We start from the raw sequence: 21,549 nt of genomic DNA, 5'->3' as shown, positions 1-21,549 counted from the left end.
GGAGGCCGGCATGCAGCTTTATCTATGTGAAAAACCCTCTCAGGCCAAAGATATTGCCCGCGTGCTGGGCGTCAGCCAGCGCGGCCAGGGGTGTATTACCGGCGGTAATATTACGGTCACGTGGGCAATAGGCCATCTGCTGGAAACGGCCACGCCCGAAACCTATGGCGTGCAGTTTGGTCGCCCGTGGCGCACGGAGGTGCTGCCGATCATCCCGGACCGCTGGCAGATGACCGTCAAGAAAGACACTGCCGAGCAGTTTGGCGTTATCAAAAAACTGCTGAAACAGGCCAGTGAGGTAGTCATAGCCACCGATGCCGATCGCGAAGGTGAGGTAATCGCGCGCGAGCTGATGGATTACTGCAATTACACCGGTGCCGTGCGCCGGCTGTGGCTTTCCGCGCTGGATGAGGCCAGCATCAAAAAAGCCCTCAGTGAAATGCTGTCAGGCGACAAGACCGAAAAACTGTATCAGGCAGGTATTGGTCGCTCGCGGGCGGACTGGCTTATCGGGATGAACCTGACGCGGCTTTATACCCTTAAGGCCGGTGAAGCCGGGTTATCGGAGGTGTTTTCCGTGGGCAGGGTGCAGACGCCCACGCTCGCTATAGTGGTTAACCGGGATCTTGAAATTGCCGGCTTCACACCAAAGTCCTGGTGGAAAGTCAGAGCGCAGCTTGAAAAAGACGGTGTCCGTTTTGAGGCTGAATGGGTCGCTGCGGACCAATACTGTGATGATGAAAAGCGGTGCGTAAATCAGCAGATTGCACAGGCCGTTCAGCAGCTCTGCCTGAAAACCGGGAACGGCAGCGTGATTTCCGTTGAGAAAAAGCGGGCTAAGACGCCGGCACCACTTTGTTTTTCCCTCGGCGATCTTCAGGAAGCCTGCAACAGGAAATGGGGTTTCGGCGCTAATGAGGTGCTGTCTATAGCCCAGTCGCTGTATGAAACGCACAAAGCGACGACCTATCCGCGAACAGACTGCGGTTATCTGCCAGTATCGATGCGGGAAGAGGTCAGTGACGTTCTCCAGGCTGTACAGCATTCTGATCCTGCTATCGGCAGCGAGCTTTCCCGACTTGATACCGCATTAACCTCGCGCGTCTGGAACGACAAGAAAATTACTGCGCACCACGCCATTATTCCGACGCGACAGCCATTCGACATAGCAAAGCTGAACGCAAAAGAGCTCAAAGTCTACTCTCTTATCCGCCTGCACTATCTGGCTCAGTTTATGCCGCTGCAGGAATCCGACGTGACGGATGCCACCTTCAATATCGGTAATCAGCTTTTCCGCACGCGCGGTCGCGTGATGGTTCATGCCGGGTGGAAATCCCTGTTCAGTGGGGAGCTGGCTGAAGAGGAAGAGGGTGATAAGGAGTCCGCCGCGCAGCTGCCCGTGCTGGAACAGGGCAACGTCTGCAGCGTCACCGGTGCAGACGTCAAAGATAATGTGACAAAAGCGCCGCCGCACCACACGGAAGGAACGCTTATTGCCGCCATGAAAAACGCCGCCAGCCTGGTCACGGATCCCCAGCTCAGGAAGGTGCTACGTGATAACGCGGGGCTCGGTACGGAAGCAACGCGCGGCGGCGTACTGGAGACGCTGTTTAAACGGGGCTTCCTGGAGAAAAAAGGGAAATTCATCATTGCCACGCAGATGGCGCGGGAACTGATCGCTGCCTTGCCAGAGACGCTGACCAGTCCGGGCATGACGGCCCTGTGGGAGCAGGCGCTGGATGACATTGCCCAGGGAAAAAGCGGGCTCGGTGAGTTTATGCAAAAGCAAAGCCAGTGGACCCGGCATCTGATCGAAAAAGGGCGGGACACTGCCTTTAAGGTCACGGCTCCGGTCGGCCCTGTCTGTCCGCTGTGTGGCGGACAGACCCATCAGCGTAAGAGTAAGGAAGGTAAATTCTGGGGCTGTGTGAAGTACCCGGACTGTAAGGGAATTGTTGGTGAGACAAACCGTAAAACCCGACGCCAGGCTGCGGGGAAAAGCCGGGGCACTGGTAAAGGCCGGAAAAGTCCGGCTTCTGCGCCGGCTACCCTAAATCTGCAGAGCCAGAAAGGTTGACAGTTGTGAAATTTGGCTTAAAAATAAACGTGCTTGTCCGTCGTCTCTGACGACCACCAATGATTCACCAGCCTGAGAGAATCGCCTTCGGGTGGCTGAACATAACACTCCTGTAGCCTGCAAGGGAGAACACATCAGTGTGGTAAATCTGCCCGCCTTTGGAAGCAGATATCGTCAATCACGGCTCCTACTGCCTGGCGATGAAGGTACACTCAACTATCAAGACAGTCAGAATTTAGCTGATTCTGACTCCCCGACGGGAATACTTCTCCCGTCCGGGCAGAAGTTTTCTCCGTCGAACCAAATTTGACCTCCATGGAGAAAACATCATGTCTGTAAACAACACCTCTAATGCCAGTAACACCGGTAAATCTAAAGACTACTTCAACCTGACCATCAACGGACTGGGCTATCTCAGCAACGTTCGCCAGGTTAACGCTCAGTCCGGCACCTTTATCAGCTGCGTTATTAACGCACTGTCAGGTCTGAGCGACAGCCCTTCTTATGTGCGTTTTGACGTCACCGTTGCCGGCAAAGAAGCCTGCAGTCTCATAAACCGCTGCCAGAAAGCGGTGGATGAGGATAAGAAAGTGCTGATTGGCTTTGTTCTGAGCAACCCATCAACGGACATTTTTCAGCTGAAAAATGGTGAGCACGCAGGTGAAAGTCGCGTCAGTCTGAAAGCCCGCCTGATCAAGGTGGACTGGGTCAAGATAGGCCAGGACATGGTCTTCAAGACTGAACGCGCCGAACCGCAGCATGCGCAGAGCGCCGCTTCCCAGCAGCAATCCTACGCAGAAAACTCATTCTGATTGTTCACCATAGCCTGCTCTTTTCTGAGCAGGCTTCCCTTTATAAGGAGCATACTTATGTCCTCACGTGGCGTAAACAAAGTCATTCTCGTTGGCAATCTCGGTCAGGATCCGGAAATCCGCTACATGCCTGCCGGCGGCGCTGTCGCTAACATTTCACTGGCAACGTCGGAGTCATGGCGTGATAAGCAGACCGGCGAAAATCGTGAAGTTACTGAGTGGCATCGCGTTGTGCTGTTTGGCAAGCTTGCAGAAGTCGCCGGCGAATACCTTCGCAAAGGTTCTCAGGTCTATATTGAGGGTCAGCTGCGCACCCGCAAGTGGCAGGATCAGAGCGGGCAGGACAAATACTCGACGGAAGTTGTCGTAAATGTTGGCGGCACCATGCAGATGTTAGGTGGCCGTACACAAAACAGTGACCAGCAGCAGTACAGTGGCAACTGGGGCCAGCCTCAGCAGCCGCCGTCACAGCCAGATTCCGCTCCACAACAGAAAAACAGTGGAAATAACGGAAAAGGTAATCGTGGTTCGCAACGTAACAATGCCGGCCAGCCCACGCCTCAGCAGCCCGCGCCACAGTCGCAGCCTGCAGGAGACTGGGATGATGATATACCGTTCCTCGGACACGGCTACGGCATGGCAAAACACGCTTCATCTTCTCTCTGACTCTTCGCTGCGTTTTGACCGCTGCACTAAATTTCACCATAATCCTTTAAAGGTTACTGACGATGCCTGCCATACTACGGCTGAACGGTTTTCGGTTCTTTTTCTACTCCAACGAAGGCAATCCACGCGAACCCGCTCACATTCATGTGATAAAGGCCGGTACAGAAGCAAAATTCTGGCTGGAGCCGGTTGTAAAACTGGCAAGTAACGATGGATTCGACTCACGGACGGTAAAAGAGCTGATGACAGTGATAAGGCAACACCAAATCATGCTTCTGGAGGCCTGGAATGATTATTTCAGCTAAGAACGTTCGGTTCGATCATCACATTATGTGGGTCGAACTCTCAGACGAGCGGATAATCGGCGTACCGCTTTCATGGTTTCCCCGGCTTCGCAACGCGTCTGCCGAACAGCTGAAAGATTACGAACTGTCTCCCCGTGGTATCCACTGGGACGCACTGGACGAAGATATCTCAATCGATGGCCTGTTACAGGGGCGCGGTGATGTAACGCACCCGCCTCATCAGGTCGCCTGAAGGTGCTGATTAAAAAACGCTGACTCCGGTCGGCGTTTTTTTTTGAAATCGCAAAAAGAGTTGTTGATAGAAGCATGCCGAAGAGTTGCGCACAGTGAAGCCTGTTCTCACTGTACAGGAACTTTTCAGATGAAATTTAACGCCGTCTTTACCGCTTTACCGCTTGCGCTGCTGGCGGGGTGCGTTCAGCAGCCCCAGAAGCTGCAGGAGCGGGCACCTGCTGAACCGGTTGCCCCGGTCAGCGTATCCCGCAATATCCAGGCATCCGCTGATGATGTATATGCGCGGACGCCGGAAGTGGTTCGCTACGATCGCTACCTGCTGGTCAGCACGGATCCGCAGGCGGTGCAGCGCGACCCTCTCTCCCAGATTATTGACGTCCGCATCCCCTCATCAGTGCAGCCAACCGTGGCTGACGCCATGCGCTATGCCCTGAAGCAGTCCGGCTATTCGCTTTGTCAGACCGGTCCGGCTAACGGCGTGTTATACCGTCAGCCGCTGCCGGCAGTCCAGTTCCGGCTCGGCCCGATGCGCCTTCGCACCGCGCTACAGGTGCTTGCGGGCCCGGCATGGGAGCTTGAAGTGGATGACGTACAGCGTGTGGTCTGTCACAGCCTGCGCGCCGGTTATCAGTTGCCCGTGACACAGCTGCCGCCGCGTCCTTCCAGCGCCTACGCACCGGCTGCAGGCGCTCCATCTTCTGCCAGTTCCTCTCAGGTGATCGCCCCTCGTCCCATTCAGGCCCAGTCTGCTCACGGAGGGTGGCTGACAAAATGACCACAGAAACGTCCTTCCCTCACGAAAACGCTGATGACGTTGTTCCGTCATCAGGCGGCAGGTTTAGCGCCGTCAAACGCCGGCTGCCGGCTATAGGACTGACCACGCTTTCCGTTGCCGCGCTTGGTCTCGCATTCATATCGCTTCGCGCCGGTGTGTCGCAGGAAAACCGTCTCAGCTACGTCGAGAAGCAGCAAAACGTGGTTTACACCCAGGCACTGGCTAAAACCGATCTTGAACCTCTCCAGGCAAACATCAGCACGCAGGCCGAGGCGATAAAAAGGCAGCAGGTTCAGCTCGATGCGGTCCGTAAATCTCTCGAAGCCTGGTCTGCCAAAGGCTTATCTGAAGCAGTCGGTCAGGTTCGCCATTCGATCGATGAGCTGAACGATTCGCAAACTGCACTGCAGAGCCGTCAGGCTGCACTGGAACAGTCAGTTACCGCACTGCAGAACCCGCCTCAGAAAGCGCAGCAGGCCACAGCTGAACCCAAAGCGGCAACGCCTGTAAAAAAGCCGGCACCCGCTAAGCCGCACCGGCCAGTCAAAACCGTGGCCCGCAAAGCGCCATTTGTACTGACCGGCGTTGAAAAGCGGGGCACGGAGTCGTTTGCGGCCATCGCGCCGTTGGGATTTAGCTCGCTGGCTGAAATCCGCCTGATCGTCGAAGGCCAGACCGTTAACGGCTGGACACTTGTTCACGCCGGTTACGGGCAGGCGCAATTTCGCGTAAACGGACGCTTAACGACTATCAACGTTCGCTAACGGAGGTGATATGAAGCTAAAAATAGCCAGTCTTACAGCGATTATGCTCAGCTGCTCTGCGCAGGCCAGCGTTCAGGTTCAGAATTCCAGGGGCGAACCGGTGGATGCGCCGGCGCAGAGCGTGCAGGATCTGAAACAGCAGGCCGGTCAGTGGGGGCTGAGTCAGGACGATTATGAGCGCTATCAGTCGCTGATGAACGGTCCGCGCGGCATTCAGTCACCGGGTCTGGATCCGTTGTCAACGCTGGGTATCGAGGCGCGGAGCCAGGCCGAGCGTCGTCAGTATGCTGAGAAGTGGGTAAAGGAAGAGTTTGCGCGTACGCAAAAAGAGCTGGATTTCCAGCGCGAAGTTACCGCCGCATGGAAGCGGCTCTATCCGGAAACGCTTGCGGTAAATATGGGCAACGCAGCCGGCATTGCGCACGACACCGGCGGGCGGCTGGCGCTGTTCGTTAAGTCAGCGGGCTGCGGGCAGTGTGACGCGCGGCTGGCAGCGGTATTAGCCGATAACAGGCCGGTTGATATCTACCTTGTAGACAGCCAGGGCGATGACGGGAAACTTCGCGGCTGGGCAACAGACCATCACATTCCGCTGGACAGGGTGCGCAGCCGTCAGATCACACTGAATCACGACGGCGGTCGCTGGATGCGGTTCGGTAACGGCATCATGCCGGTCGTTCTGCAGCAGGGGGAAGACGGATGGCAACTCGCCGCATTCTGACCGGAGCGGCGCTGCTGCTTTCATTTTCCACGTTCGCCGGTGGCAAACAGACCGTTCCGGAGGGGTATGTGCGCGTGGCGCAGGCTCACAGCGTGCCGCCTGAATCGCTCTACTCTGTCAGCCTGCAGGAATCATCACGCAGGCTGCCGCAGGGCGAACGCCCGTGGCCGTGGACCCTCAATGTCGCGGGTAAGGGCTATCGCTACAAAACCCGTCTTGAAGCCTGGCAGGCGCTGCAGGTGTTCATGAAAACGAACTCACTGAAGCGCATCGATGTCGGTATCGCCCAGGTTAATCTCGGCTGGAACGGCCAGCGTTTTACGTCAACCTGGGAGGCGCTGGATCCTTACGTGAATCTCAATGCCGCTGCTGCCATCCTGCGCGAGTGCTGGGACCGGAAACCCGGAAGCTGGCTCGATGCAGCCGGCTGTTATCACCATCCCGCCGGCGGCGCACCCGCTGCCCGCTATCGCGCTTTTGTTAAGGGCAAGCTCGCCATGCTCCAGTCCTCGCCGCATCTGCCGGCGGCTACCGCCGTTGAACAGACCGCGTCCGCATCGGTGCCGGATAACGGCCTCGTCTGGATAAATCCACGGAGTCAGTGATCATGAATCTGAAAAACCTCATCGTTACCGCAATCATCGCCTTTTCGCCTGGTGCGCGGCCTGAGCTCAACGTCATTGCAGACCTGGGCGGGCAGAGCACACAGGCTATTTTCGAGGCCGTAAACCGTCAGGATACGCCGCCTGCACCTGCTGCGGTTCCTGAACAGGGGGAAGCGGCCATGCTGCCGGTTATTACCCCAGAATTTTCCCCCGGAAACGTGACTCCCCGGGCGCTGCAGCTGCCGGGCATCGGCGCGCTGTTTATTATTGGTGATGACAGCTATTCACGGCAGTGGCTGCAGCAGAACGTACAACAGCTTTCGGCCAGGAATGCAGCCGGCCTGGTTGTGAACGTTGAAAGCATGGCATCGCTGGAATCTCTGCGCGGTCTCGCGCCCGGTCTTCAGCTGGCCCCCTCATCGGGATCTGAACTTGCGCGCCGTCTGCAGCTGACCCATTACCCCGTACTTATCACGGACAGCGGCCTGTCTCAGGAGGTGGAGCCGTGATATCAGCTCCTTACGTCGCTGCACTGCTGATGGCAAATCCGGTTCTCCTGGCCGTCCTGCTGGCCGTGATTATCTTTCTGCTCTGGCGCTTTCGCCGGCAGTCGGCCAGCGAGCGGCGGCACCGCCGTTATCGCGCCACGGCAGAACGCGTCTATACCCGCCTTCGCCAGCTCAGCGGAGACGGGCAGCGCATGAGCTATCTGCGCAGGGTTAATCCCTACGTCTTCGAGGAGTTACTGCTGCTGGCATTTGAGCGTCAGGGCTATGCCGTACAGCGCAATGCGTCATACAGCGGCGACGGCGGCCTGGATGGACGGGTACACATAAACGGCGAGTGCTGGCTGATCCAGGCTAAGCGCTACAGCCGGGCGATAACGCCGTCACACGTTCAGGATTTTGACGCGCTGCTGACGCGTATGGGGCAGCGCGGTCTGTTTATTCATACCGGCAGGACCGGCCAGAAAAGCAGGGCTGTCAGCAGCGGTTCACAGCAACTGATGATTATCAGCGGACAACGCCTTCTGGCTCTGCTGGCAGGTAAACCCTTTAAGGAGTTTTCTTTGTGAGTGATAAATACGTAATTGAGGCGCTTCTGCGCCCGGCTGTGGAGCTGAATACAGCGGTCGCAGCGGGCACTGCCGCCATCGTCTGCGTGACAGCGCCCTGGGCAGTCGCCCTGGCACCCTCCGTCAGCTACGTCACCGCCGGCGGATTCGCCGTGCTTTCTGCCATACGCGCGCGTCAGGGAATACAGGTCATTCGCTACCGCCGCAATCTCCGCCGTCTTCCGCGCTACGTGATGACGTCAAAACAGATCCCCGTCAGTAAACGCCGGCTTTTTCTGGGCCGTGGGTTTCGCTGGACCCAGAAACACACCCAGCGCCTGCGCGATACGCTACGCCCGGAAGTGGCCCACTACCTTAAGCCGTCGAAGCTGTATCAGCTTGCCCGTCAGTTAGAGGAAGCGACAGAAAGCAGTTTACCGGCAATCGGCAGACTGCTCAGTGCAGATTCGCCAGTCAATCCGGTTCGCCCGCTTCCCCCGGTTGGCGGTAATCCGGCCGTACACGGCATTGAACCGGATGAAACTGACGTTACGCTCGATCTGCGTGAGCGTGTCGGTCACACGGTTGTCTACGGCACAACCCGCGTGGGCAAAACACGCCTCGCTGAGCTGTTAATCACTCAGGATATACGTCGTGGAGACGTCACCATCGTGTTTGATCCGAAAGGCGATGCAGACCTGCTGAAAAGAGTCTGGGCGGAAGCGCACCGGGCAGGTCGGGGCGATCAGCTGACCGTTTTCCATCTTGGCTGGCCTGATATTTCCGCGCGGTATAACGCAGTAGGGCGCTTCGGGCGCGTATCAGAGGTGGCTACCCGCGTTGCCGGCCAGCTCAGCGGTGAAGGTAACAGCGCAGCGTTTCGCGAATTTGCCTGGCGATTCGTGAATATCGTTGCCCGGGCGCTGGTCGCCCTCGGGGAACGCCCGGATTACACCCTTATTACCCGCTACGTGAACAACATCGCCGATCTGTATCTGCGTTATGCCGAAAAAATCATTACTGAGAAACTGCCTGAACTGCACAGCCAGATCGAGAACAACGCCAACGCATTCAGTGAGGACGACGTACCGCGCAACATGCAGGGACAGCCTGAAGCTATCCGGATTTGGGCAGTTGAAGTGGCGCTGAGTTCTGACGCGGGAAGCGCGCTGTATGACCCGATCCTTGACGGACTGCGCTCTGCAGTACGTTATGACCGCACCTATTTTGACAAAATCGTGGCGTCACTGCTGCCGCTGCTGGAAAAACTGACCACGGGTAAAACGGCGGAGCTGCTGTCCCCCGATTATCTGAACATGGAAGATCCGCGCCCTATTTTTGACTGGGAGCAGGTTATCCGTAAAAAAGGCATCGTTTACGTAGGGCTTGATGCGCTCAGCGACAGCGAGGTTGCCAGCGCCGTAGGTAACAGCATGTTTGCCGATCTGGTGAGCGTGGCCGGGCACATCTACAAGCACGGTATCAACGGCGGTCTGCCGGGTTCAAAAGAGGGCAAAGACCCCATTAACCTGCACTGCGATGAATTCAACGAACTGATGGGCAATGAGTTTATCCCGCTCATCAATAAAGGCGGCGGGGCAGGCATGCAGGTGACGGCCTATACGCAGACCTCATCTGATATTGAAGCCCGGATCGGGAGCGCGGCCAAAACCTCTCAGGTTCAGGGTAACTTCAACAACCTGATCATGCTGCGCGTGCGAGAAAACCGGACGGCGGAGCTGCTGTCCTCACAGCTGCCGCAGGTGGAAATCTACAGTAAAACGCTGGTCTCAGGTCATCAGGATTCAGCTGACGTCACCGTCAATCACGACTTTACCTCCAGCACCCAGGATCGCGTCGGCACCATTAAGGTGCCACTGCTTGAGCCTGCCGACATTGTCACGCTGCCTAAAGGTCAGGCGTTTGCGCTGCTTGAGGGCGGCCAGCTCTGGAAAATCCGCATGCCGCTGCCGGCGGGCGATGCAGGTGACGTGCATATGCCTGAGAACATCGCGCGTCTTGCAGAAGAGATGCGCCGGAATTACCACAGCAGTGAAGGGTGGTGGGACAGCCGCAGTTCAGCAGCTGCGCCAGTGAAGGGAGATAATAATGGCTGAGGCACGTCGTACCGCACCGCAGCAATATCCGCAACAACACCCCGCGCAACCGCGTGAGCACGGCCTGCTCTATAACCTGGTCTGGGGCTGGCCGTGGAAACTCGTTGGCGTGATCCTGGCTTCACTGATGGTGAGTCTTGTCATTGAATATGTCGGGATTGCGTTCTTCTGGCCTGAAATGGGTGCAGCGCACAGCCAGGCGGTGATGAATATTGAGTTTGGCTATCTGTCTTCTGATTTTACCCGCAGCCTGCTGCTTTCCGAGCCGGCTGCAACGGTGACGCGCTGGATAACTGATGCCTGGCAGTGGGCGTTTGTGGACAGTGGGATTATCGGCTGGATACAGGAAAAATATCAGGCAGAGATGAACAGCGGCAATGAGGTATCGCGCAATCTTAAGGAAGCCAGCGGCTGGCTGGGGAGTTATCTGCAGCAGTACATGCTGGCAACGGTATATGTCTCTATCGTGACGCTGATCCGCGTCACCATCATTGCCCTTTCTGTTCCGCTGTTCGTAATGGTTATATGCGTCGCCGTGGTAGAAGGGCTTGGCCGTCGTGATCTGCGTCGGTTTGGTGCCGGTTACGAGTCATCTTTTTTGTACCACCGCGCGAAAAGGTTGATTAAACCGGCTGTGTATCTGCCAGTGATGGCCTACCTTTCATGGCCTTCTGCGGTCTATCCAAACCTGTTACTGCTACCCGCTGCGTTAATGCTGGGAATTACCATTACGGTTACAACTGCTTCGTTCAAAAAATATCTTTAGCCGCCTAAAACTAATGCCTGTGTAATGCAGGCTTTAGTTTTTCAAGCCGCTACAATCGATTAAATCTTGATCGGATTGGACGTCCGGTGTGAGCGAGGTGCGGACGTTTAAAAAGTGATATTTGTTGGATTGATTATGTGGGACTAAATGATTAGCATCTGCTCTTTCGGACAAAGAAAATGACTGTTAACGATTCCCTCCTGGCATTCTCTCTCGCAGCACTGTTACTTACCCTTACTCCCGGCCTTGATACGGCACTTATTCTGCGCACCGCTTGTGCTGAGGGCGGCAAAAAGGCTTTTCACGCTGCGCTTGGCATTGATGCTGGCTGTTTTGTATGGGGCGCGTTGGTCGCGTTAGGTCTTGGTGCTCTTCTGGCGGTTTCAGAGATGGCTTACACTGTGCTCAAAGTTTGTGGCGCGGTCTACCTGAGCTGGCTGGGCTTACAACTCTTGATACGTCCTCGATCATCGTTCAGTGATAGTGATGACAACAACGCTTCTCAGAGGAACTGGTTTATCAGAGGTATGCTGGGGAATGTGCTCAATCCAAAAATGGGCATTTTCTATGTCTCTTTTTTGCCGCAGTTCATACCTGCAGGTCACTCACCTTTAATATGGACTTTTATCCTGGTCAGCATCCACGTAGCGATTGGGAGTATATGGTCAGTCACTCTCATTTTATCCACGCATTTTGCGTCAGCCGTATTGAAGAAAAGTCGCGTAGTTCGGGTGATGGACCAAGCAACAGGGGGCTTATTTTTATGCTTCGCGGCTAAGCTTGCTGTAAGCACGAGATAGATTTAATGGCATTTATGTTCGCTTCTGGCACACAGCGGACTTTCAGCTACGCGGGGTCTGGGCCAGAGCAATCGGCGGAATGGACAGGATGGTTATTCTGTCCAGACTAAGCAGACTGAAAACATTGGAGTGGCTCATGGATATTCATTTCGCATACATCTCCCCGGACAGCCCAGGATTTGTTGAGTTGCGAGCGCAGAGCATGGCTGAAGGATTTAACATGCTGCGTCGGCTAAATGAAAATTGGCTAAGCGGTCATAACCGTTTTGACAGGCCTGGAGAAAAACTGATTGGGGCTTATGCTGACGGTTTAATTGTTGGCGTGTGTGGGCTTAACATCGATCCTTTTACGCAAGAAATTGGTGCCGGTCGTCTGCGACATCTATATGTAGACACTGAATGGAGAAGAAATCGGGTTGGCAGTGATCTACTCAGTGAAATACTGAAAGATGCTGGTCGATGGTTTGATTTTATCAACACAAATGCACCTTCATCAGCATTCATTTTCTATGAACTAGCGGGTTTTGTAGCTTTACATGGTGTAGATAAAGTTACACATCAATTATCCCTGAGAAACCCAGCACGGCAATTCGTCAGGTATTGAACAGACATCCAACTCTTGTCCATGAATGTAAACTGCATGATTTAGGGAAGGGGGTAGTTTCAAGTAAAAATCATAACATGTATTACAGGTCTTGAAATATGACAGTTTATGGTTTGCGAAATACAAAGCAGAACGTCAAAGGCAAAGCAGGTAGAGATTAATCGGAAATTTGAGTTTAATCACGTCACCATGCATTATTAGACGGATTTTTACACTATAAGATTATGAAGAGATATTGGTTTTCCCCCGCAGAGTGCAGTTAATAGACCCAACCTATGACAACTGTTTCGTTTTTGATATATTGTTAAATCTTTTTGAGGAAGAGCTATAATATTGTCGATAAAGTCTTAGCCGATTTAATAGTCTTAGGTTTATTGTAAGCTAAAAGCGAATTTCGTCTGCTCTTGACTCTGCTGCGAGCATGGGAGATTACGTCCAGCCATTTCGGGTCGGCCATATTAGTGATGTATTGTTCTAAAGCGGTCAACATAGCTGACCATATTATGAACTGATAATCTTTATCGTTTGCAAGAGAATCCCGCATCGATTGTATAACATTATCTACTTGTAATTTAATTTCCAGTAAAGATGTTCCTGCCTGATGCTTTGCGGCTAATCGCCTTATTTCTCTAACGTGACTATTTATGTTGATTTCATTCATGGTTAGTAACTCTCTGCGTGAATGCTAATATTTACCTCTTTCCTCATAAAAATAATTGACGAAATGGTGGTGAGGTTATACTGGCAGCGCTTCTTTCTATCTAGATTAGACTGGTACTGAAAGAATGGGAAGTGAATACTGTAGAATTTTTTTTTTACAAGACTGCTTTAAAATAAAAGAAGCGGTTTCATTTATCTTGTTTTCATTATAACTGTTCGTATCATCGTGATCTTAAGAAATAAATGCATGCTTTATATCAATTCTCGTATAAATTGACCCGGCGGAACTCTCCGCACGTACGAATGATGCTTTGCATCGCCTCTGGAAGCGTAAGGGATTTCCACTTTCAGGGGTAATTTTTTACCAGGCAGTGGGCTTCTTATCGACGCCGTGATCCTTCATTATGCTGAAAGTCAAAGAGAAGGATGCAAAACACTAACTCAACTAACCTCATGATTTATAGCACCTTAATTTATTAGGTATAAAATATTTCCTAAATGGAAGATGCAAAGCTGTACAAAGGAACTAACTCTGTATAAGTTTGTGTCACTTTTCCTGATTTAATTAACGACATTCGAGGTTAATTCATGCAGCAATCCGTTGGCATACCTAACTCAGTAAGTGACATTGCAGCCTACTTTAGCCGTGCATCTCTTCCTTCTCAGCAGGAAACGCTGGGTAGCATAGTGGTAGAAATTCTTCGTTCAGGACGCAATCTGAACCGAAAAGCGATCTGCACAAAACTTGTATCACGGCTTGAGCATGCATCCTCGCCTGAAGAAGCTCATCACTATCATCAACTGATAGCGCTCCTTTTTGCTCGGGGCTGAATTGCCTTATGGCCCAATCAGGGCAGAGAGTCTTATGAACAATAGCGATGAAGAACAATTTAGTGACATTCTCATCGGCGAGGCGGTATTTTCATTGCTTCGCGAAAAAGTCGGGATTTCCCTAAAGGCGATTCTGTTAAAGCTTAAGAATATGCTCGAGTCAGAACAGGATCCCGAGCGAGTCTGTACAATATTACGGGCTATTCAAAACTTAAAGTCTGAAAAGACGCAGAGTGAATCAAGCCGAATGGACGGTGGTAAAAGTGCAACAACGTTAACCATCGAAAGTTATGATCACGACAATACAACCCGACACTGATCACGGCTAATCCGTAAAGAACTGGAAATCAGTACGTTTACGAACCGCATAAGGGAAATGTATGCAGCAAAATATTACCGAATCAGATCTTCAGTCGTACCTGGAAAGTGCAGGGGACCAGTTTACCTCAGAAAAAGAAGTGATTGGTATCATAGTTAAATCACTCATAGCTGAAAAAGGGCGCGTAACGAATAAGGCAATCATTTTGCGCCTTATTGAAGAACTGGAATGCACAACTGACATTGAGCAACTTGATGTGCTTCGTAACTGCCTTGAAATTGTGGTAGGACAAACGGCTGACGATGAGGGTTAAACCGTTCTTGAATCTGGTGGGAATTTGAAACCGGATAACTTCGCCAGTTGTTTGTCGGTGTGATAACGAACAAAACTGGTGTGAGATTTTAACTGTTAACCAATGTCACCAAAAGACTACTATCTGCAAAATTTGTTTATCCAAAATTTAACTAAAAATTTTTTAACACATAAATGCGTTTATATGGAGAGTGTCGTCCCTGACAGTTTCTCCGGCCGGTACCCGTTTTCACGTTACCGCTGAGGTTATTCGCTTCGTCGTTTCCCGGCCGGAGCCGGATTACTTCCTAAGGCATCATTTCTTTAATAGTTAATTCAGATCTCGGTTCAGGCCTATAAGGGTCTGCAGGTACGGTACCTGCTTCTCGGCGACCTCGTCTGAATGGAAACTCTTCAGCCATTCTCTGGCATTAAAGATATCCTTCAACCTGACGCTATCAGTCTCCGATTTTGCCATGTAGCCAAGTTGAGTGAACAATGAGCCAATACTAATCTCTTTTTCACCCAACGCCAGGCTAAATGCCGCTTCGCCAATAATGGCATGGCCTTTCTCGTTGTTTTGAAATAACACAGAATTTCCTCCATTAGTACGAATTTTAATAACCTCATGTATTACTATAGACTCTGAGCATTGGCTTGCACTTCATTTAATCCGAAAAGCAAATGGGCTTTCATATCAGATGTGCTTCCAGGAATTATCCGGATGTTCTCAGCAATGAATATTTAAAAAGAGTGAGAGATTATACACTTTTTACTGGGTACAAGGCGGGCGAGCTATCAAGGCCTATTAATAGCGAAAAGTGGATATAAGAATTATCAAGACATGGCAGTTGTGCCACGTTAAAAATAACAATTTCTGGCCGGCCCCCGCATACGCCTTAATCTCGATACTGCGGCGGAACGGTTTGTTCCGGCACCTGTTTCTTTCGATTTACTTAAAAATGGCCTGATGATTTTGACGCACCTTCATGGTTATGCACTCAAAACTACTGTCTGCAGTTCAGCTAACAGATTTTTTAAACGTCCGCTTATGGCACAAAGCGGACATCTGCATCAGATAAAGTCCGATATGTGCGAAAAGCGAAAACACAAGATACGGATTTATCCAGATCAAATCCTGATAGTATCTCGAACCGTATCAAACGTTTTTCCCGGGCAGATGTAGTATTTTCTAATCTCGGCTCTGTACTCCTGAGCCGGAATGACGTCGCCAGAGCACTACGGAAATCGCCGTAATGAACAGTGTCAGGAAAGCTGAAATAAGCAGCGTACCACCTACGCCGTCCCGTTCCAGCATCATGGCATAAGCAGAAGGGGCAAGTGCCGCGAGAAAAAATCCTGTTGATAACAGCACGCCTGTTTTGCGGGCGTAATGTTGCGGATCAAACAGCACGAGAGGAAGTAAGGCCTTCACGACCGTGCACAGTCCGTTTACGGCTCCATAACCCAGGACGAAGAGGGCTGTAGCCACAGGCGTAACGTACCCCGCAAGGCCGGTCATAAAACAGAGTGGCAGCAGGATACCGGTAATAAGATTCAGGCGTAGTGCGGAGATTCGTGCGCCGGAGGCCACGTCCAGCAGGCGGGCACTCACCTGTCCCACGCCCCAAAGCATGCCGGCCAGGGCAGGCATGCTATAAGCGGCCAGTATCTGGGGGAAATGCGTAGACACGCCGGTGGAGACAAAGCTGAGCAGCGCTATCAGGGTGGCATACCACAGGCCGCTGATAAATCCTTTTCGTTCCTCTGCGGTCCCTGCCGCCGGAAGCTCAGATCGACCAGCAGCGGGAGGTTTTACACGACGGCCTGCCGGAACGGCGGTCAGAAAAAGCAGGCCCACCAGACCCGCACACCCGTAAACGAGTAAGGCATGCCGCCAGTCGGTAATGTGCAGCAGGGCCGCGCCAGCAGTCCAGAACACAGCTGACGCGAGGCCGCCCAGCAGTGTAACCAGAGAGACTGCCCTTCGGGCCCCGGCACCTGCGGTTTCCACAAGCAGGGCAAACGCAGCGTCATACAAGGCAAGGCGCATGCCGACACCCGTCAGGACCCAAACCGCAATCCATGCCACCGTGGAATGGGTAATCGCCATCAGAAAACACCCAATGGTTATGGCGAAGGTTCCCGCCATCATCATCATGCGTCCTCCGGTCCGGGCCATGACGGAACCGGTCAGCGGTGAAACCAGCCCCATAACCAGCATGGCAACAGTCAGACCAGAGAATGTCACCACGGGAGACCAGCCCGTCTCCGCCATGATGGCGGCTCCGAAAACGCCCGGCATGTAGAACGTAATACCCCAGTTAATAAGCTGTGTCATACCGATACAGAAAATGCTGCGGCCTGTCAGATGTCCGGCTGTCAAACTATGCTCTCCGCAAGCGTGGAGTCGCCCTGTCCAAGCGTGCGCTGCAGAATGACCGTATCGAGCCAGCGCCCGTGCTTGAATCCTACCGAGCTGAGTGTGCCAGTGATGCTGAAGCCTGCGGCGCGGTGCAGGGCAAGGGAGGCAGTATTTTCGCTATTACCTACCACGGCCACGAGCTGGCGAAAGCCACGGGCTTCTGCCCAGGCTATCGCACGGGATAACAGCATTTTGCCGTAGCCCCGCCCCTGACAAGTGGCGTCAATATAGACTGAGTCTTCCAGGGTAAACCGGTAGGCGCGCCGTTCTCTGTAAAATGACAGGTAGCAGTATCCCCGGACTTGCCCATCATCAACCGCCACAAACCAGGGCAGTCCTGCTGAACGCACCTTTTTCAGGCGGGCTGCCATTTCAGGTACATCTGGCGGTTCGGTTTCAAAAGTGGCGGTGCCATGTAATACGTGATAAGCATAAATCTGCTGGATAGCAGTAATATGTCTTTCATCTGCTTCAGTTATTTCCATCGGTATTGCTCTTTATCCGGTCAGAAACAAAGACTAACCCGGGTAAATAATTTCAGACAGGCCGCAGGACTTATCAGCGGTATAAGGAAAACTTTGGCATGGCAAACCTGAACCTTGATCACCTTGCTACTTTCAGGATGGTCATCAGCCGGGGCAGTTTCTCCAGAGCGGCAGAAGCTCTCGGACTTTCACAGCCTGCTGTCAGCCTGCAGATAAGACAGCTGGAGCAGGCACTCCATGTCCGGCTTATTGAGAGAACCAGCCGGGGGATAAGGCCCACTCCTGCCGGGCTGACTTTTTCTGAGCACTGTATGAAAATTGATTCAGTGGTAAATACGGCCATTGAATCGGTGTCTCTGCATTCAGACGACATCACCGGCACCGTTACTGTTGGCACTGGTGCAACAGCCTGTATTCATCTTCTGCCTCCCTTACTGCAACAGCTGCGACAGGCACATCCCCTGCTGAAAGTAGACGTACGCACGGGCAATACTTCCGATATTGTTCGGAGCGTAGGGGAGAATCGTATAGACATTGGACTTGTAACGCTTCCAGTAACCGTCAAATGCCTGAGCGTAAGCCCGCTGGGTACTGAAGAGTTTGTTGTTATCATGGAAAAGGATGCATCAGAGCAGAGTGCGAACCCGCTGTCTCCCGACGCCCTTTTGTCACTGCCGCTGATTATCTTTGAACCCGGAAGCGGGACACGCGCCCTAATCGACGAATGGTTCCGGTATGCCGGGCATACTGCCAGCCCTGTGATGGAACTTGGCAGTATTGAAGCAATCAAAAGAATGGTGCGTTCCGGTCTGGGCTACAGCATCGTTCCCCTTATGTCCGTTGCTGGTATGGAAGAAAGTCAGGGTCTCAGCCTTTACTCTGTGACGCCCTCGCTTCACCGGACTCTGGGGACAGTAATGCGGGAGGATCGGATTGTCAGCAGGGGCATAAGTGAAGTGCTGAAAAGACTAAACGTCAGTTTTGCAAAAGATGAAAGCAGTTAAATATCACTCAATATATTTATCTGACAGATCCGGTCTGCTCAGCTCCGAAAAATATCCTTGCTGCTTAAGCCTCTGATGTCCGCTCCTGGCACGAAGCGGACGCGGTTGAAAGGTTCGCTATGAGTGAAAACTGCTGAGCTATATCTTTTCAATCAGCTCTTCGCCCTGATGACGTGGCATATTCACCTTCGTCGATACGGGGTGCCATTTGAATGTGCTTTCCGGTAAGGCTGCATCATGCGCGATTTCTTCTGCGCGTTCGGGTGTGGTATCACCACTTAGCCACTCCCTCACTGCTGACGCCTTCAGCACCAGCGGCCTGCGGTCATGAATGTCCACCATGCCCTTGTTACTGGCTGAGGTGACGATCAGAAAACCTTCATGCCCGTGCGGATCGTTATAGGGCGCTTTGCCGATGGCGGCAAAAAACAGCGGCTCATGCGTTTTTTGATAGATGAAATAGGGCTGTTTCCTTTCTTCTTTCTTTACCCACTCAAACCATCCATCGGCAAACACCACGGCGCGGCCGTGGTTCCATAGCGGTTTAAACATACGGCTCGATGCGGCGGTTTCTCCCCGCGCATTGATGAGCGGCTGCTTGTCCCACCATTCGGGTCCGTAACCCCAGTACACCGGATCTATTTTCAGTTCCTCGTCGCGCTCGCTCAGCAATAGCACGTTGGTTCCGGGCGCTACGTTATAACGGCCGATGGGTTCTGGATCGTGCACGTAATTGCTGTCGGCTACGCCAAGGGCGTCAAGGTAAACGTCCCGGCTCTGATACTGCGCAAACCTTCCGCACATAATTTTTCCCCTCCCTTTCTGCACGATATCTGTTAAGGCGCGCTGTGCCTGATTTTACTCATCATTCAATATTAGTCGGCGAAACCGCAGATTAAATTCTGCGTTCGGGGAATTAATTTAATGTCTTACTCTTGTTTCCCCATATCAGAGCTGGACGGAGGCACCTGAAACTTGTTTTCAGATGACGGCCGTCAGCAGGCAAGGCGCATAGTGCCGCGTCAGAGCAGTTATTTAGTTACAACAAACATTAAGATTTAAATCCACCTCTTTCAGCATTTGCGCTGCTTTCTAAATTTTTATTTTCCCAAAAAGAGTTAACGGCTGAACCCTGCAGCCAGATTTCGCATGCTTACCACACTCAACAACCACTGGAGGTGCATATGAAATCTCTTCGTCCGGCAACACAACTTCTGTTATGCGGCGGTGTGCTGGGCCTGACCTTTCTCGCGTCCTTTCCGGCGCCTGCATCTGAGAAAGACGAGCTGGCATCCGCTCAGCGAATGATCGTCCAGGTTCAGGCTTCGCTGGAAAGGGCGCGGGTTGCCGCAGCACAGGCTGATCCGTCGGAGCGTGGCCGCTACTTCTTCGACTACCAGCGGGCAAACGGCGATTTGAAGACCATCAGGGCCGGTATTGACCGCTATCTGGAACCCACGCGTGCCCAGCCCCGCGATTTGTCTGGCGTGGCAGGAAATTATCGCCGGGAGCGTCCCTGATGGCGATGACCGCTGCACAGGAAGCTGCCTTTAAGGCGGGTTCCGGAAATGTGGAACCCAATCTGCTGCACCTGCTCTGTCTCGGACTGCTGGTCGGCTTCCTCTTCTTCTGGGCAGCATGGGCAATCGTGGATGTCTACTCAGGCTGGACAAATCAGCGTCTGAAGGAGGCCGCGATGGGCAGAGCCGTAGTCCGCTCAGTCTTATTGTTAGTTGTAAGTATCTGGATGTTTTGTAGTTAACCCTAAACCAACTCTTTTACAGGTGAAATCATGTCTAAATTCGTATCTGCAGTAACCCGCGTGACCGCTAAAGCTCAGACTAAAGCTAAATCAGCCTGGGCACGTATCCTGACTGCTGGCCTGCTGAGTACTCTGGCTGCTAAGCCAGCTCTTGCCGATTTGCCGACGGTTGAAGGTCCTTCGTCCAGCGGAACGGGGACCGGCCTGATGGGTACACTCAGCGGGCATTTACAGGATGGTCTGGTTCTCGGCGGCCTGGTCGTGTGTGGGTTTGCATTCTTCAAAGTCGCAGAAGCCAGCCTGGTAACGTTTGGTGAAGTCCGCAACGATCGCGCCACTTGGACAAAGTTCGGCTCCATCGTTGTTGTTGGTGTGGTCATGCTGGTCGCGGTTATCTGGCTGCTGGGTAAATCTGCAGAAATCATCGCATAAGGAAAACATTCCGATGGCGACCATCAGATTTTTACCGGATCGCCTGAACGCTGAGCCCGTTGTATTCCGGGGGTTTAACACCCCCGAGTTAGGGCTGGCGGCGCTGATTGGCGCTGCATCCGGTTTCGTGCTTTCGCTGCCCTTCGCGTTACTTTTTGGCTGGCTTGCCATCCCTACCGGGACTCTGCTTTTCCCTCTTGTATTGATTGCGTTCGGCGGCAAATGGCTTGCCAGCAAAAAACGCGGAAAACCGGAGACATTCCTCTGGCAGCAGTTTGATTTAAAAAAGCGCCGCATGGGGCTGGGCGATCCCAGATTAATCATTGACTCGCATGGCTGGTCCCTGCGACGCAGCAAAACCCTCAGGAGTACCAGATGAGTCGTTTTCGCCACGCGGTTAAGGGCCGCGATCAGCATATTTTCACCCTCCGGGCGGCCTGTGTCGTATTGCTGCTGTTACTGGTTACCGCTATGGGGGGCTGGATGCGGGCACCTGAAAAGCTGACCATCCACAACCCGCCTGATTTGCGTAAGGGCAGCACGCGCCCGTGGTGGGAAATCCCGCCTCCGACCGTGTACGGCTTTACGTATTACATTTTCCAGCAGCTGAACGCCTGGCCCAAAAACGGCAAAGTGGACTATCCCGCCCGCATTCAGTCTCTTTCAGCTTACCTGACGCCACAATGCAAGGCGTTTCTTGAGGAGGATTCAAAGGTTCGCGGTGAAAAAAACGAGTTAACCGACCGTGTGCGCGTCGTTTACGAAATTCCAGGACGTGGTTATTCAGGTGACAGCGTGAAAGTCATCGATCGCGACAACTGGGTGGTGAAACTCGATCTTGTTGCCGACGAATACTACCTCACCGAGCCGGTTAAGCGCGCGATGGTGCGCTATCCGCTAAAAGTCGTGCGCTGGGACGGCGACTCTGAATCTAATCCATTTGGCATGGCGCTGGACTGCTATGAAGGCATCCCGCAGCGTCTTTCTGCCGCGCCTGAACAGCCGAAACCAGAAAGAAAGGGGATGTTCTGATGTTGAAT

28 protein-coding genes are annotated in these 21,549 nt (G+C 53.0%); 24 read left to right on the top strand and 4 right to left on the bottom strand.

The window, feature by feature from the left end:
• Window positions 1-10: 10 nt before the first annotated feature.
• The 18 genes from AC07WB_RS23655 to AC07WB_RS23570 all read left to right on the top strand — a co-directional run bounded on the left by AC07WB_RS23655 (window position 11) and on the right by AC07WB_RS23570 (window position 14,423).
• A complete protein-coding gene (locus AC07WB_RS23655; RefSeq protein ID WP_494941576.1) occupies window positions 11-2,077 on the top strand; it encodes a DNA topoisomerase III in 2,067 nt (688 codons plus the stop codon).
• A 329-nt stretch (window positions 2,078-2,406) separates the two neighbouring features.
• The gene (locus AC07WB_RS23650) at window positions 2,407-2,889 is read left to right on the top strand and encodes an STY4534 family ICE replication protein (RefSeq protein WP_494941538.1); all 483 of its coding nucleotides are present in this window, start codon (window positions 2,407-2,409) and stop codon (window positions 2,887-2,889) included.
• A gap of 57 nt (window positions 2,890-2,946) precedes the next feature.
• The gene (locus AC07WB_RS23645) at window positions 2,947-3,555 is read left to right on the top strand and encodes a single-stranded DNA-binding protein (protein ID WP_494941537.1); all 609 of its coding nucleotides are present in this window, start codon (window positions 2,947-2,949) and stop codon (window positions 3,553-3,555) included.
• A gap of 62 nt (window positions 3,556-3,617) precedes the next feature.
• Entirely contained in the window at window positions 3,618-3,860 is a 243-nt protein-coding gene (locus tag AC07WB_RS23640; RefSeq protein WP_049852770.1) for a DUF4160 domain-containing protein, read from the top strand.
• Window positions 3,844-4,092, top strand: coding sequence for a DUF2442 domain-containing protein (locus AC07WB_RS23635; protein ID WP_007885438.1), 249 nt, complete (start codon window positions 3,844-3,846; stop codon window positions 4,090-4,092). Before AC07WB_RS23640 ends, AC07WB_RS23635 begins: the two co-directional genes overlap by 17 nt.
• Before the next feature lie 129 nt (window positions 4,093-4,221).
• The gene (gene pilL2, locus AC07WB_RS23630; protein WP_494941536.1) at window positions 4,222-4,869 is read left to right on the top strand and encodes a PFGI-1 class ICE element type IV pilus protein PilL2; all 648 of its coding nucleotides are present in this window, start codon (window positions 4,222-4,224) and stop codon (window positions 4,867-4,869) included.
• Window positions 4,866-5,633 (top strand): DUF2275 domain-containing protein, encoded by a 768-nt coding sequence (locus AC07WB_RS23625; protein WP_494941535.1) that lies wholly within the window; start codon window positions 4,866-4,868, stop codon window positions 5,631-5,633. Before pilL2 ends, AC07WB_RS23625 begins: the two co-directional genes overlap by 4 nt.
• 10 nt (window positions 5,634-5,643) lie before the next feature.
• A complete protein-coding gene (locus AC07WB_RS23620; protein ID WP_494941534.1) occupies window positions 5,644-6,354 on the top strand; it encodes a TIGR03759 family integrating conjugative element protein in 711 nt (236 codons plus the stop codon).
• Complete coding sequence (locus AC07WB_RS23615) at window positions 6,333-6,959, top strand: lysozyme family protein (protein ID WP_494941533.1); 627 nt, start codon at window positions 6,333-6,335, stop codon at window positions 6,957-6,959. The genes AC07WB_RS23620 and AC07WB_RS23615 overlap by 22 nt, the downstream gene beginning before the upstream one ends.
• Before the next feature lie 2 nt (window positions 6,960-6,961).
• A complete protein-coding gene (locus AC07WB_RS23610; protein ID WP_494941532.1) occupies window positions 6,962-7,468 on the top strand; it encodes an integrating conjugative element protein in 507 nt (168 codons plus the stop codon).
• A complete protein-coding gene (locus AC07WB_RS23605; RefSeq protein ID WP_494941531.1) occupies window positions 7,465-8,034 on the top strand; it encodes a restriction endonuclease in 570 nt (189 codons plus the stop codon). The genes AC07WB_RS23610 and AC07WB_RS23605 overlap by 4 nt, the downstream gene beginning before the upstream one ends.
• Complete coding sequence (gene traD, locus AC07WB_RS23600) at window positions 8,031-10,130, top strand: type IV conjugative transfer system coupling protein TraD (protein ID WP_494941530.1); 2,100 nt, start codon at window positions 8,031-8,033, stop codon at window positions 10,128-10,130. Before AC07WB_RS23605 ends, traD begins: the two co-directional genes overlap by 4 nt.
• Window positions 10,123-10,896, top strand: a complete 774-nt coding sequence (locus AC07WB_RS23595; protein ID WP_494941529.1) for a TIGR03747 family integrating conjugative element membrane protein — start codon at window positions 10,123-10,125, stop codon at window positions 10,894-10,896. The genes traD and AC07WB_RS23595 overlap by 8 nt, the downstream gene beginning before the upstream one ends.
• Window positions 10,897-11,075: 179 nt before the next feature.
• Entirely contained in the window at window positions 11,076-11,696 is a 621-nt protein-coding gene (locus AC07WB_RS23590; RefSeq protein ID WP_494941528.1) for a LysE family translocator, read from the top strand.
• Between the two features lie 136 nt (window positions 11,697-11,832).
• Window positions 11,833-12,300, top strand: a complete 468-nt coding sequence (locus tag AC07WB_RS23585; protein WP_494941527.1) for a GNAT family N-acetyltransferase — start codon at window positions 11,833-11,835, stop codon at window positions 12,298-12,300.
• A 1,248-nt stretch (window positions 12,301-13,548) separates the two neighbouring features.
• The gene (gene ycgZ, locus AC07WB_RS23580; RefSeq protein WP_072093448.1) at window positions 13,549-13,791 is read left to right on the top strand and encodes a regulatory protein YcgZ; all 243 of its coding nucleotides are present in this window, start codon (window positions 13,549-13,551) and stop codon (window positions 13,789-13,791) included.
• A 34-nt stretch (window positions 13,792-13,825) separates the two neighbouring features.
• On the top strand, window positions 13,826-14,110 hold the full coding sequence (locus AC07WB_RS23575; protein WP_494941526.1) for a hypothetical protein: 285 nt from the start codon (window positions 13,826-13,828) through the stop codon (window positions 14,108-14,110).
• Between the two features lie 61 nt (window positions 14,111-14,171).
• Entirely contained in the window at window positions 14,172-14,423 is a 252-nt protein-coding gene (locus AC07WB_RS23570) for a biofilm/acid-resistance regulator YmgB/AriR (RefSeq protein WP_494941525.1), read from the top strand.
• 309 nt (window positions 14,424-14,732) lie between these two features.
• Here AC07WB_RS23570 and AC07WB_RS23565 read toward each other — a convergent pair whose 3' ends face one another.
• The 3 genes from AC07WB_RS23565 to AC07WB_RS23555 form a co-directional block, all read right to left on the bottom strand.
• Complete coding sequence (locus tag AC07WB_RS23565; RefSeq protein ID WP_049852710.1) at window positions 14,733-14,993, bottom strand: hypothetical protein; 261 nt, start codon at window positions 14,991-14,993, stop codon at window positions 14,733-14,735.
• Window positions 14,994-15,593: 600 nt separating this feature from the next.
• Window positions 15,594-16,787 (bottom strand): MFS transporter, encoded by a 1,194-nt coding sequence (locus AC07WB_RS23560; RefSeq protein ID WP_494941524.1) that lies wholly within the window; start codon window positions 16,785-16,787, stop codon window positions 15,594-15,596.
• Window positions 16,784-17,311, bottom strand: coding sequence for a GNAT family N-acetyltransferase (locus tag AC07WB_RS23555; RefSeq protein ID WP_033780118.1), 528 nt, complete (start codon window positions 17,309-17,311; stop codon window positions 16,784-16,786). Before AC07WB_RS23555 ends, AC07WB_RS23560 begins: the two co-directional genes overlap by 4 nt.
• Window positions 17,312-17,409: 98 nt before the next feature.
• Here AC07WB_RS23555 and AC07WB_RS23550 point away from each other — a divergent pair, with 98 nt between their 5' ends.
• Window positions 17,410-18,315 carry a LysR family transcriptional regulator gene (locus AC07WB_RS23550; RefSeq protein ID WP_494941523.1) on the top strand — a complete coding sequence of 302 codons (906 nt, stop codon included), beginning with the start codon at window positions 17,410-17,412 and terminating at the stop codon, window positions 18,313-18,315.
• Between the two features lie 138 nt (window positions 18,316-18,453).
• On the opposite strand, the gene AC07WB_RS23545 is transcribed toward AC07WB_RS23550, so the two are convergent.
• Window positions 18,454-19,119 carry an SOS response-associated peptidase family protein gene (locus AC07WB_RS23545; protein WP_494941522.1) on the bottom strand — a complete coding sequence of 222 codons (666 nt, stop codon included), beginning with the start codon at window positions 19,117-19,119 and terminating at the stop codon, window positions 18,454-18,456.
• A 380-nt stretch (window positions 19,120-19,499) separates the two neighbouring features.
• Here AC07WB_RS23545 and AC07WB_RS23540 point away from each other — a divergent pair, with 380 nt between their 5' ends.
• The 5 genes from AC07WB_RS23540 to AC07WB_RS23520 are packed head-to-tail and all read left to right on the top strand — an operon-like array spanning window position 19,500 to window position 21,541.
• Window positions 19,500-19,835 (top strand): integrative conjugative element protein, RAQPRD family, encoded by a 336-nt coding sequence (locus AC07WB_RS23540; protein WP_494941521.1) that lies wholly within the window; start codon window positions 19,500-19,502, stop codon window positions 19,833-19,835.
• Window positions 19,835-20,077, top strand: coding sequence for a TIGR03758 family integrating conjugative element protein (locus AC07WB_RS23535; protein ID WP_494941520.1), 243 nt, complete (start codon window positions 19,835-19,837; stop codon window positions 20,075-20,077). Before AC07WB_RS23540 ends, AC07WB_RS23535 begins: the two co-directional genes overlap by 1 nt.
• Window positions 20,078-20,107: 30 nt before the next feature.
• Window positions 20,108-20,509 carry a TIGR03745 family integrating conjugative element membrane protein gene (locus AC07WB_RS23530; RefSeq protein ID WP_494941519.1) on the top strand — a complete coding sequence of 134 codons (402 nt, stop codon included), beginning with the start codon at window positions 20,108-20,110 and terminating at the stop codon, window positions 20,507-20,509.
• Between the two features lie 13 nt (window positions 20,510-20,522).
• A complete protein-coding gene (locus AC07WB_RS23525; protein ID WP_494941518.1) occupies window positions 20,523-20,888 on the top strand; it encodes a TIGR03750 family conjugal transfer protein in 366 nt (121 codons plus the stop codon).
• Window positions 20,885-21,541 carry a PFL_4703 family integrating conjugative element protein gene (locus AC07WB_RS23520; RefSeq protein ID WP_049852787.1) on the top strand — a complete coding sequence of 219 codons (657 nt, stop codon included), beginning with the start codon at window positions 20,885-20,887 and terminating at the stop codon, window positions 21,539-21,541. Before AC07WB_RS23525 ends, AC07WB_RS23520 begins: the two co-directional genes overlap by 4 nt.
• Window positions 21,542-21,549: the final 8 nt, after the last annotated feature.

The sequence above is a fragment of the Pantoea sp. GW821-FHT03E06 genome, from assembly GCF_059420725.1.
This window is presented reverse-complemented; position numbering and strand designations above follow the sequence as displayed.

Bases quoted from the DNA above. Each gene is read 5' to 3' on its own strand.
- AC07WB_RS23595 (WP_494941529.1), top strand. From the start codon at position 10,123: ATGGCTGAGGCACGTCGTACCGCACCGCAGCAATATCCGCAACAACAC.
- AC07WB_RS23570 (WP_494941525.1), top strand. From the start codon at position 14,172: ATGCAGCAAAATATTACCGAATCAGATCTTCAGTCGTACCTGGAAAGT.
- pilL2 (WP_494941536.1), top strand. From the start codon at position 4,222: ATGAAATTTAACGCCGTCTTTACCGCTTTACCGCTTGCGCTGCTGGCG.
- AC07WB_RS23590 (WP_494941528.1), top strand. From the start codon at position 11,076: ATGACTGTTAACGATTCCCTCCTGGCATTCTCTCTCGCAGCACTGTTA.
- AC07WB_RS23650 (WP_494941538.1), top strand. From the start codon at position 2,407: ATGTCTGTAAACAACACCTCTAATGCCAGTAACACCGGTAAATCTAAA.
- AC07WB_RS23525 (WP_494941518.1), top strand. From the start codon at position 20,523: ATGGCGACCATCAGATTTTTACCGGATCGCCTGAACGCTGAGCCCGTT.
- AC07WB_RS23640 (WP_049852770.1), top strand. From the start codon at position 3,618: ATGCCTGCCATACTACGGCTGAACGGTTTTCGGTTCTTTTTCTACTCC.
- AC07WB_RS23655 (WP_494941576.1), top strand. From the start codon at position 11: ATGCAGCTTTATCTATGTGAAAAACCCTCTCAGGCCAAAGATATTGCC.
- AC07WB_RS23610 (WP_494941532.1), top strand. From the start codon at position 6,962: ATGAATCTGAAAAACCTCATCGTTACCGCAATCATCGCCTTTTCGCCT.
- AC07WB_RS23625 (WP_494941535.1), top strand. From the start codon at position 4,866: ATGACCACAGAAACGTCCTTCCCTCACGAAAACGCTGATGACGTTGTT.
- AC07WB_RS23520 (WP_049852787.1), top strand. From the start codon at position 20,885: ATGAGTCGTTTTCGCCACGCGGTTAAGGGCCGCGATCAGCATATTTTC.
- AC07WB_RS23535 (WP_494941520.1), top strand. From the start codon at position 19,835: ATGGCGATGACCGCTGCACAGGAAGCTGCCTTTAAGGCGGGTTCCGGA.
- AC07WB_RS23540 (WP_494941521.1), top strand. From the start codon at position 19,500: ATGAAATCTCTTCGTCCGGCAACACAACTTCTGTTATGCGGCGGTGTG.
- AC07WB_RS23575 (WP_494941526.1), top strand. From the start codon at position 13,826: ATGAACAATAGCGATGAAGAACAATTTAGTGACATTCTCATCGGCGAG.
- AC07WB_RS23635 (WP_007885438.1), top strand. From the start codon at position 3,844: ATGATTATTTCAGCTAAGAACGTTCGGTTCGATCATCACATTATGTGG.
- AC07WB_RS23545 (WP_494941522.1), bottom strand. From the start codon at position 19,119: ATGTGCGGAAGGTTTGCGCAGTATCAGAGCCGGGACGTTTACCTTGAC.
- AC07WB_RS23645 (WP_494941537.1), top strand. From the start codon at position 2,947: ATGTCCTCACGTGGCGTAAACAAAGTCATTCTCGTTGGCAATCTCGGT.
- ycgZ (WP_072093448.1), top strand. From the start codon at position 13,549: ATGCAGCAATCCGTTGGCATACCTAACTCAGTAAGTGACATTGCAGCC.
- AC07WB_RS23585 (WP_494941527.1), top strand. From the start codon at position 11,833: ATGGATATTCATTTCGCATACATCTCCCCGGACAGCCCAGGATTTGTT.
- AC07WB_RS23620 (WP_494941534.1), top strand. From the start codon at position 5,644: ATGAAGCTAAAAATAGCCAGTCTTACAGCGATTATGCTCAGCTGCTCT.
- AC07WB_RS23550 (WP_494941523.1), top strand. From the start codon at position 17,410: ATGGCAAACCTGAACCTTGATCACCTTGCTACTTTCAGGATGGTCATC.
- AC07WB_RS23530 (WP_494941519.1), top strand. From the start codon at position 20,108: ATGTCTAAATTCGTATCTGCAGTAACCCGCGTGACCGCTAAAGCTCAG.
- AC07WB_RS23615 (WP_494941533.1), top strand. From the start codon at position 6,333: ATGGCAACTCGCCGCATTCTGACCGGAGCGGCGCTGCTGCTTTCATTT.
- AC07WB_RS23555 (WP_033780118.1), bottom strand. From the start codon at position 17,311: ATGGAAATAACTGAAGCAGATGAAAGACATATTACTGCTATCCAGCAG.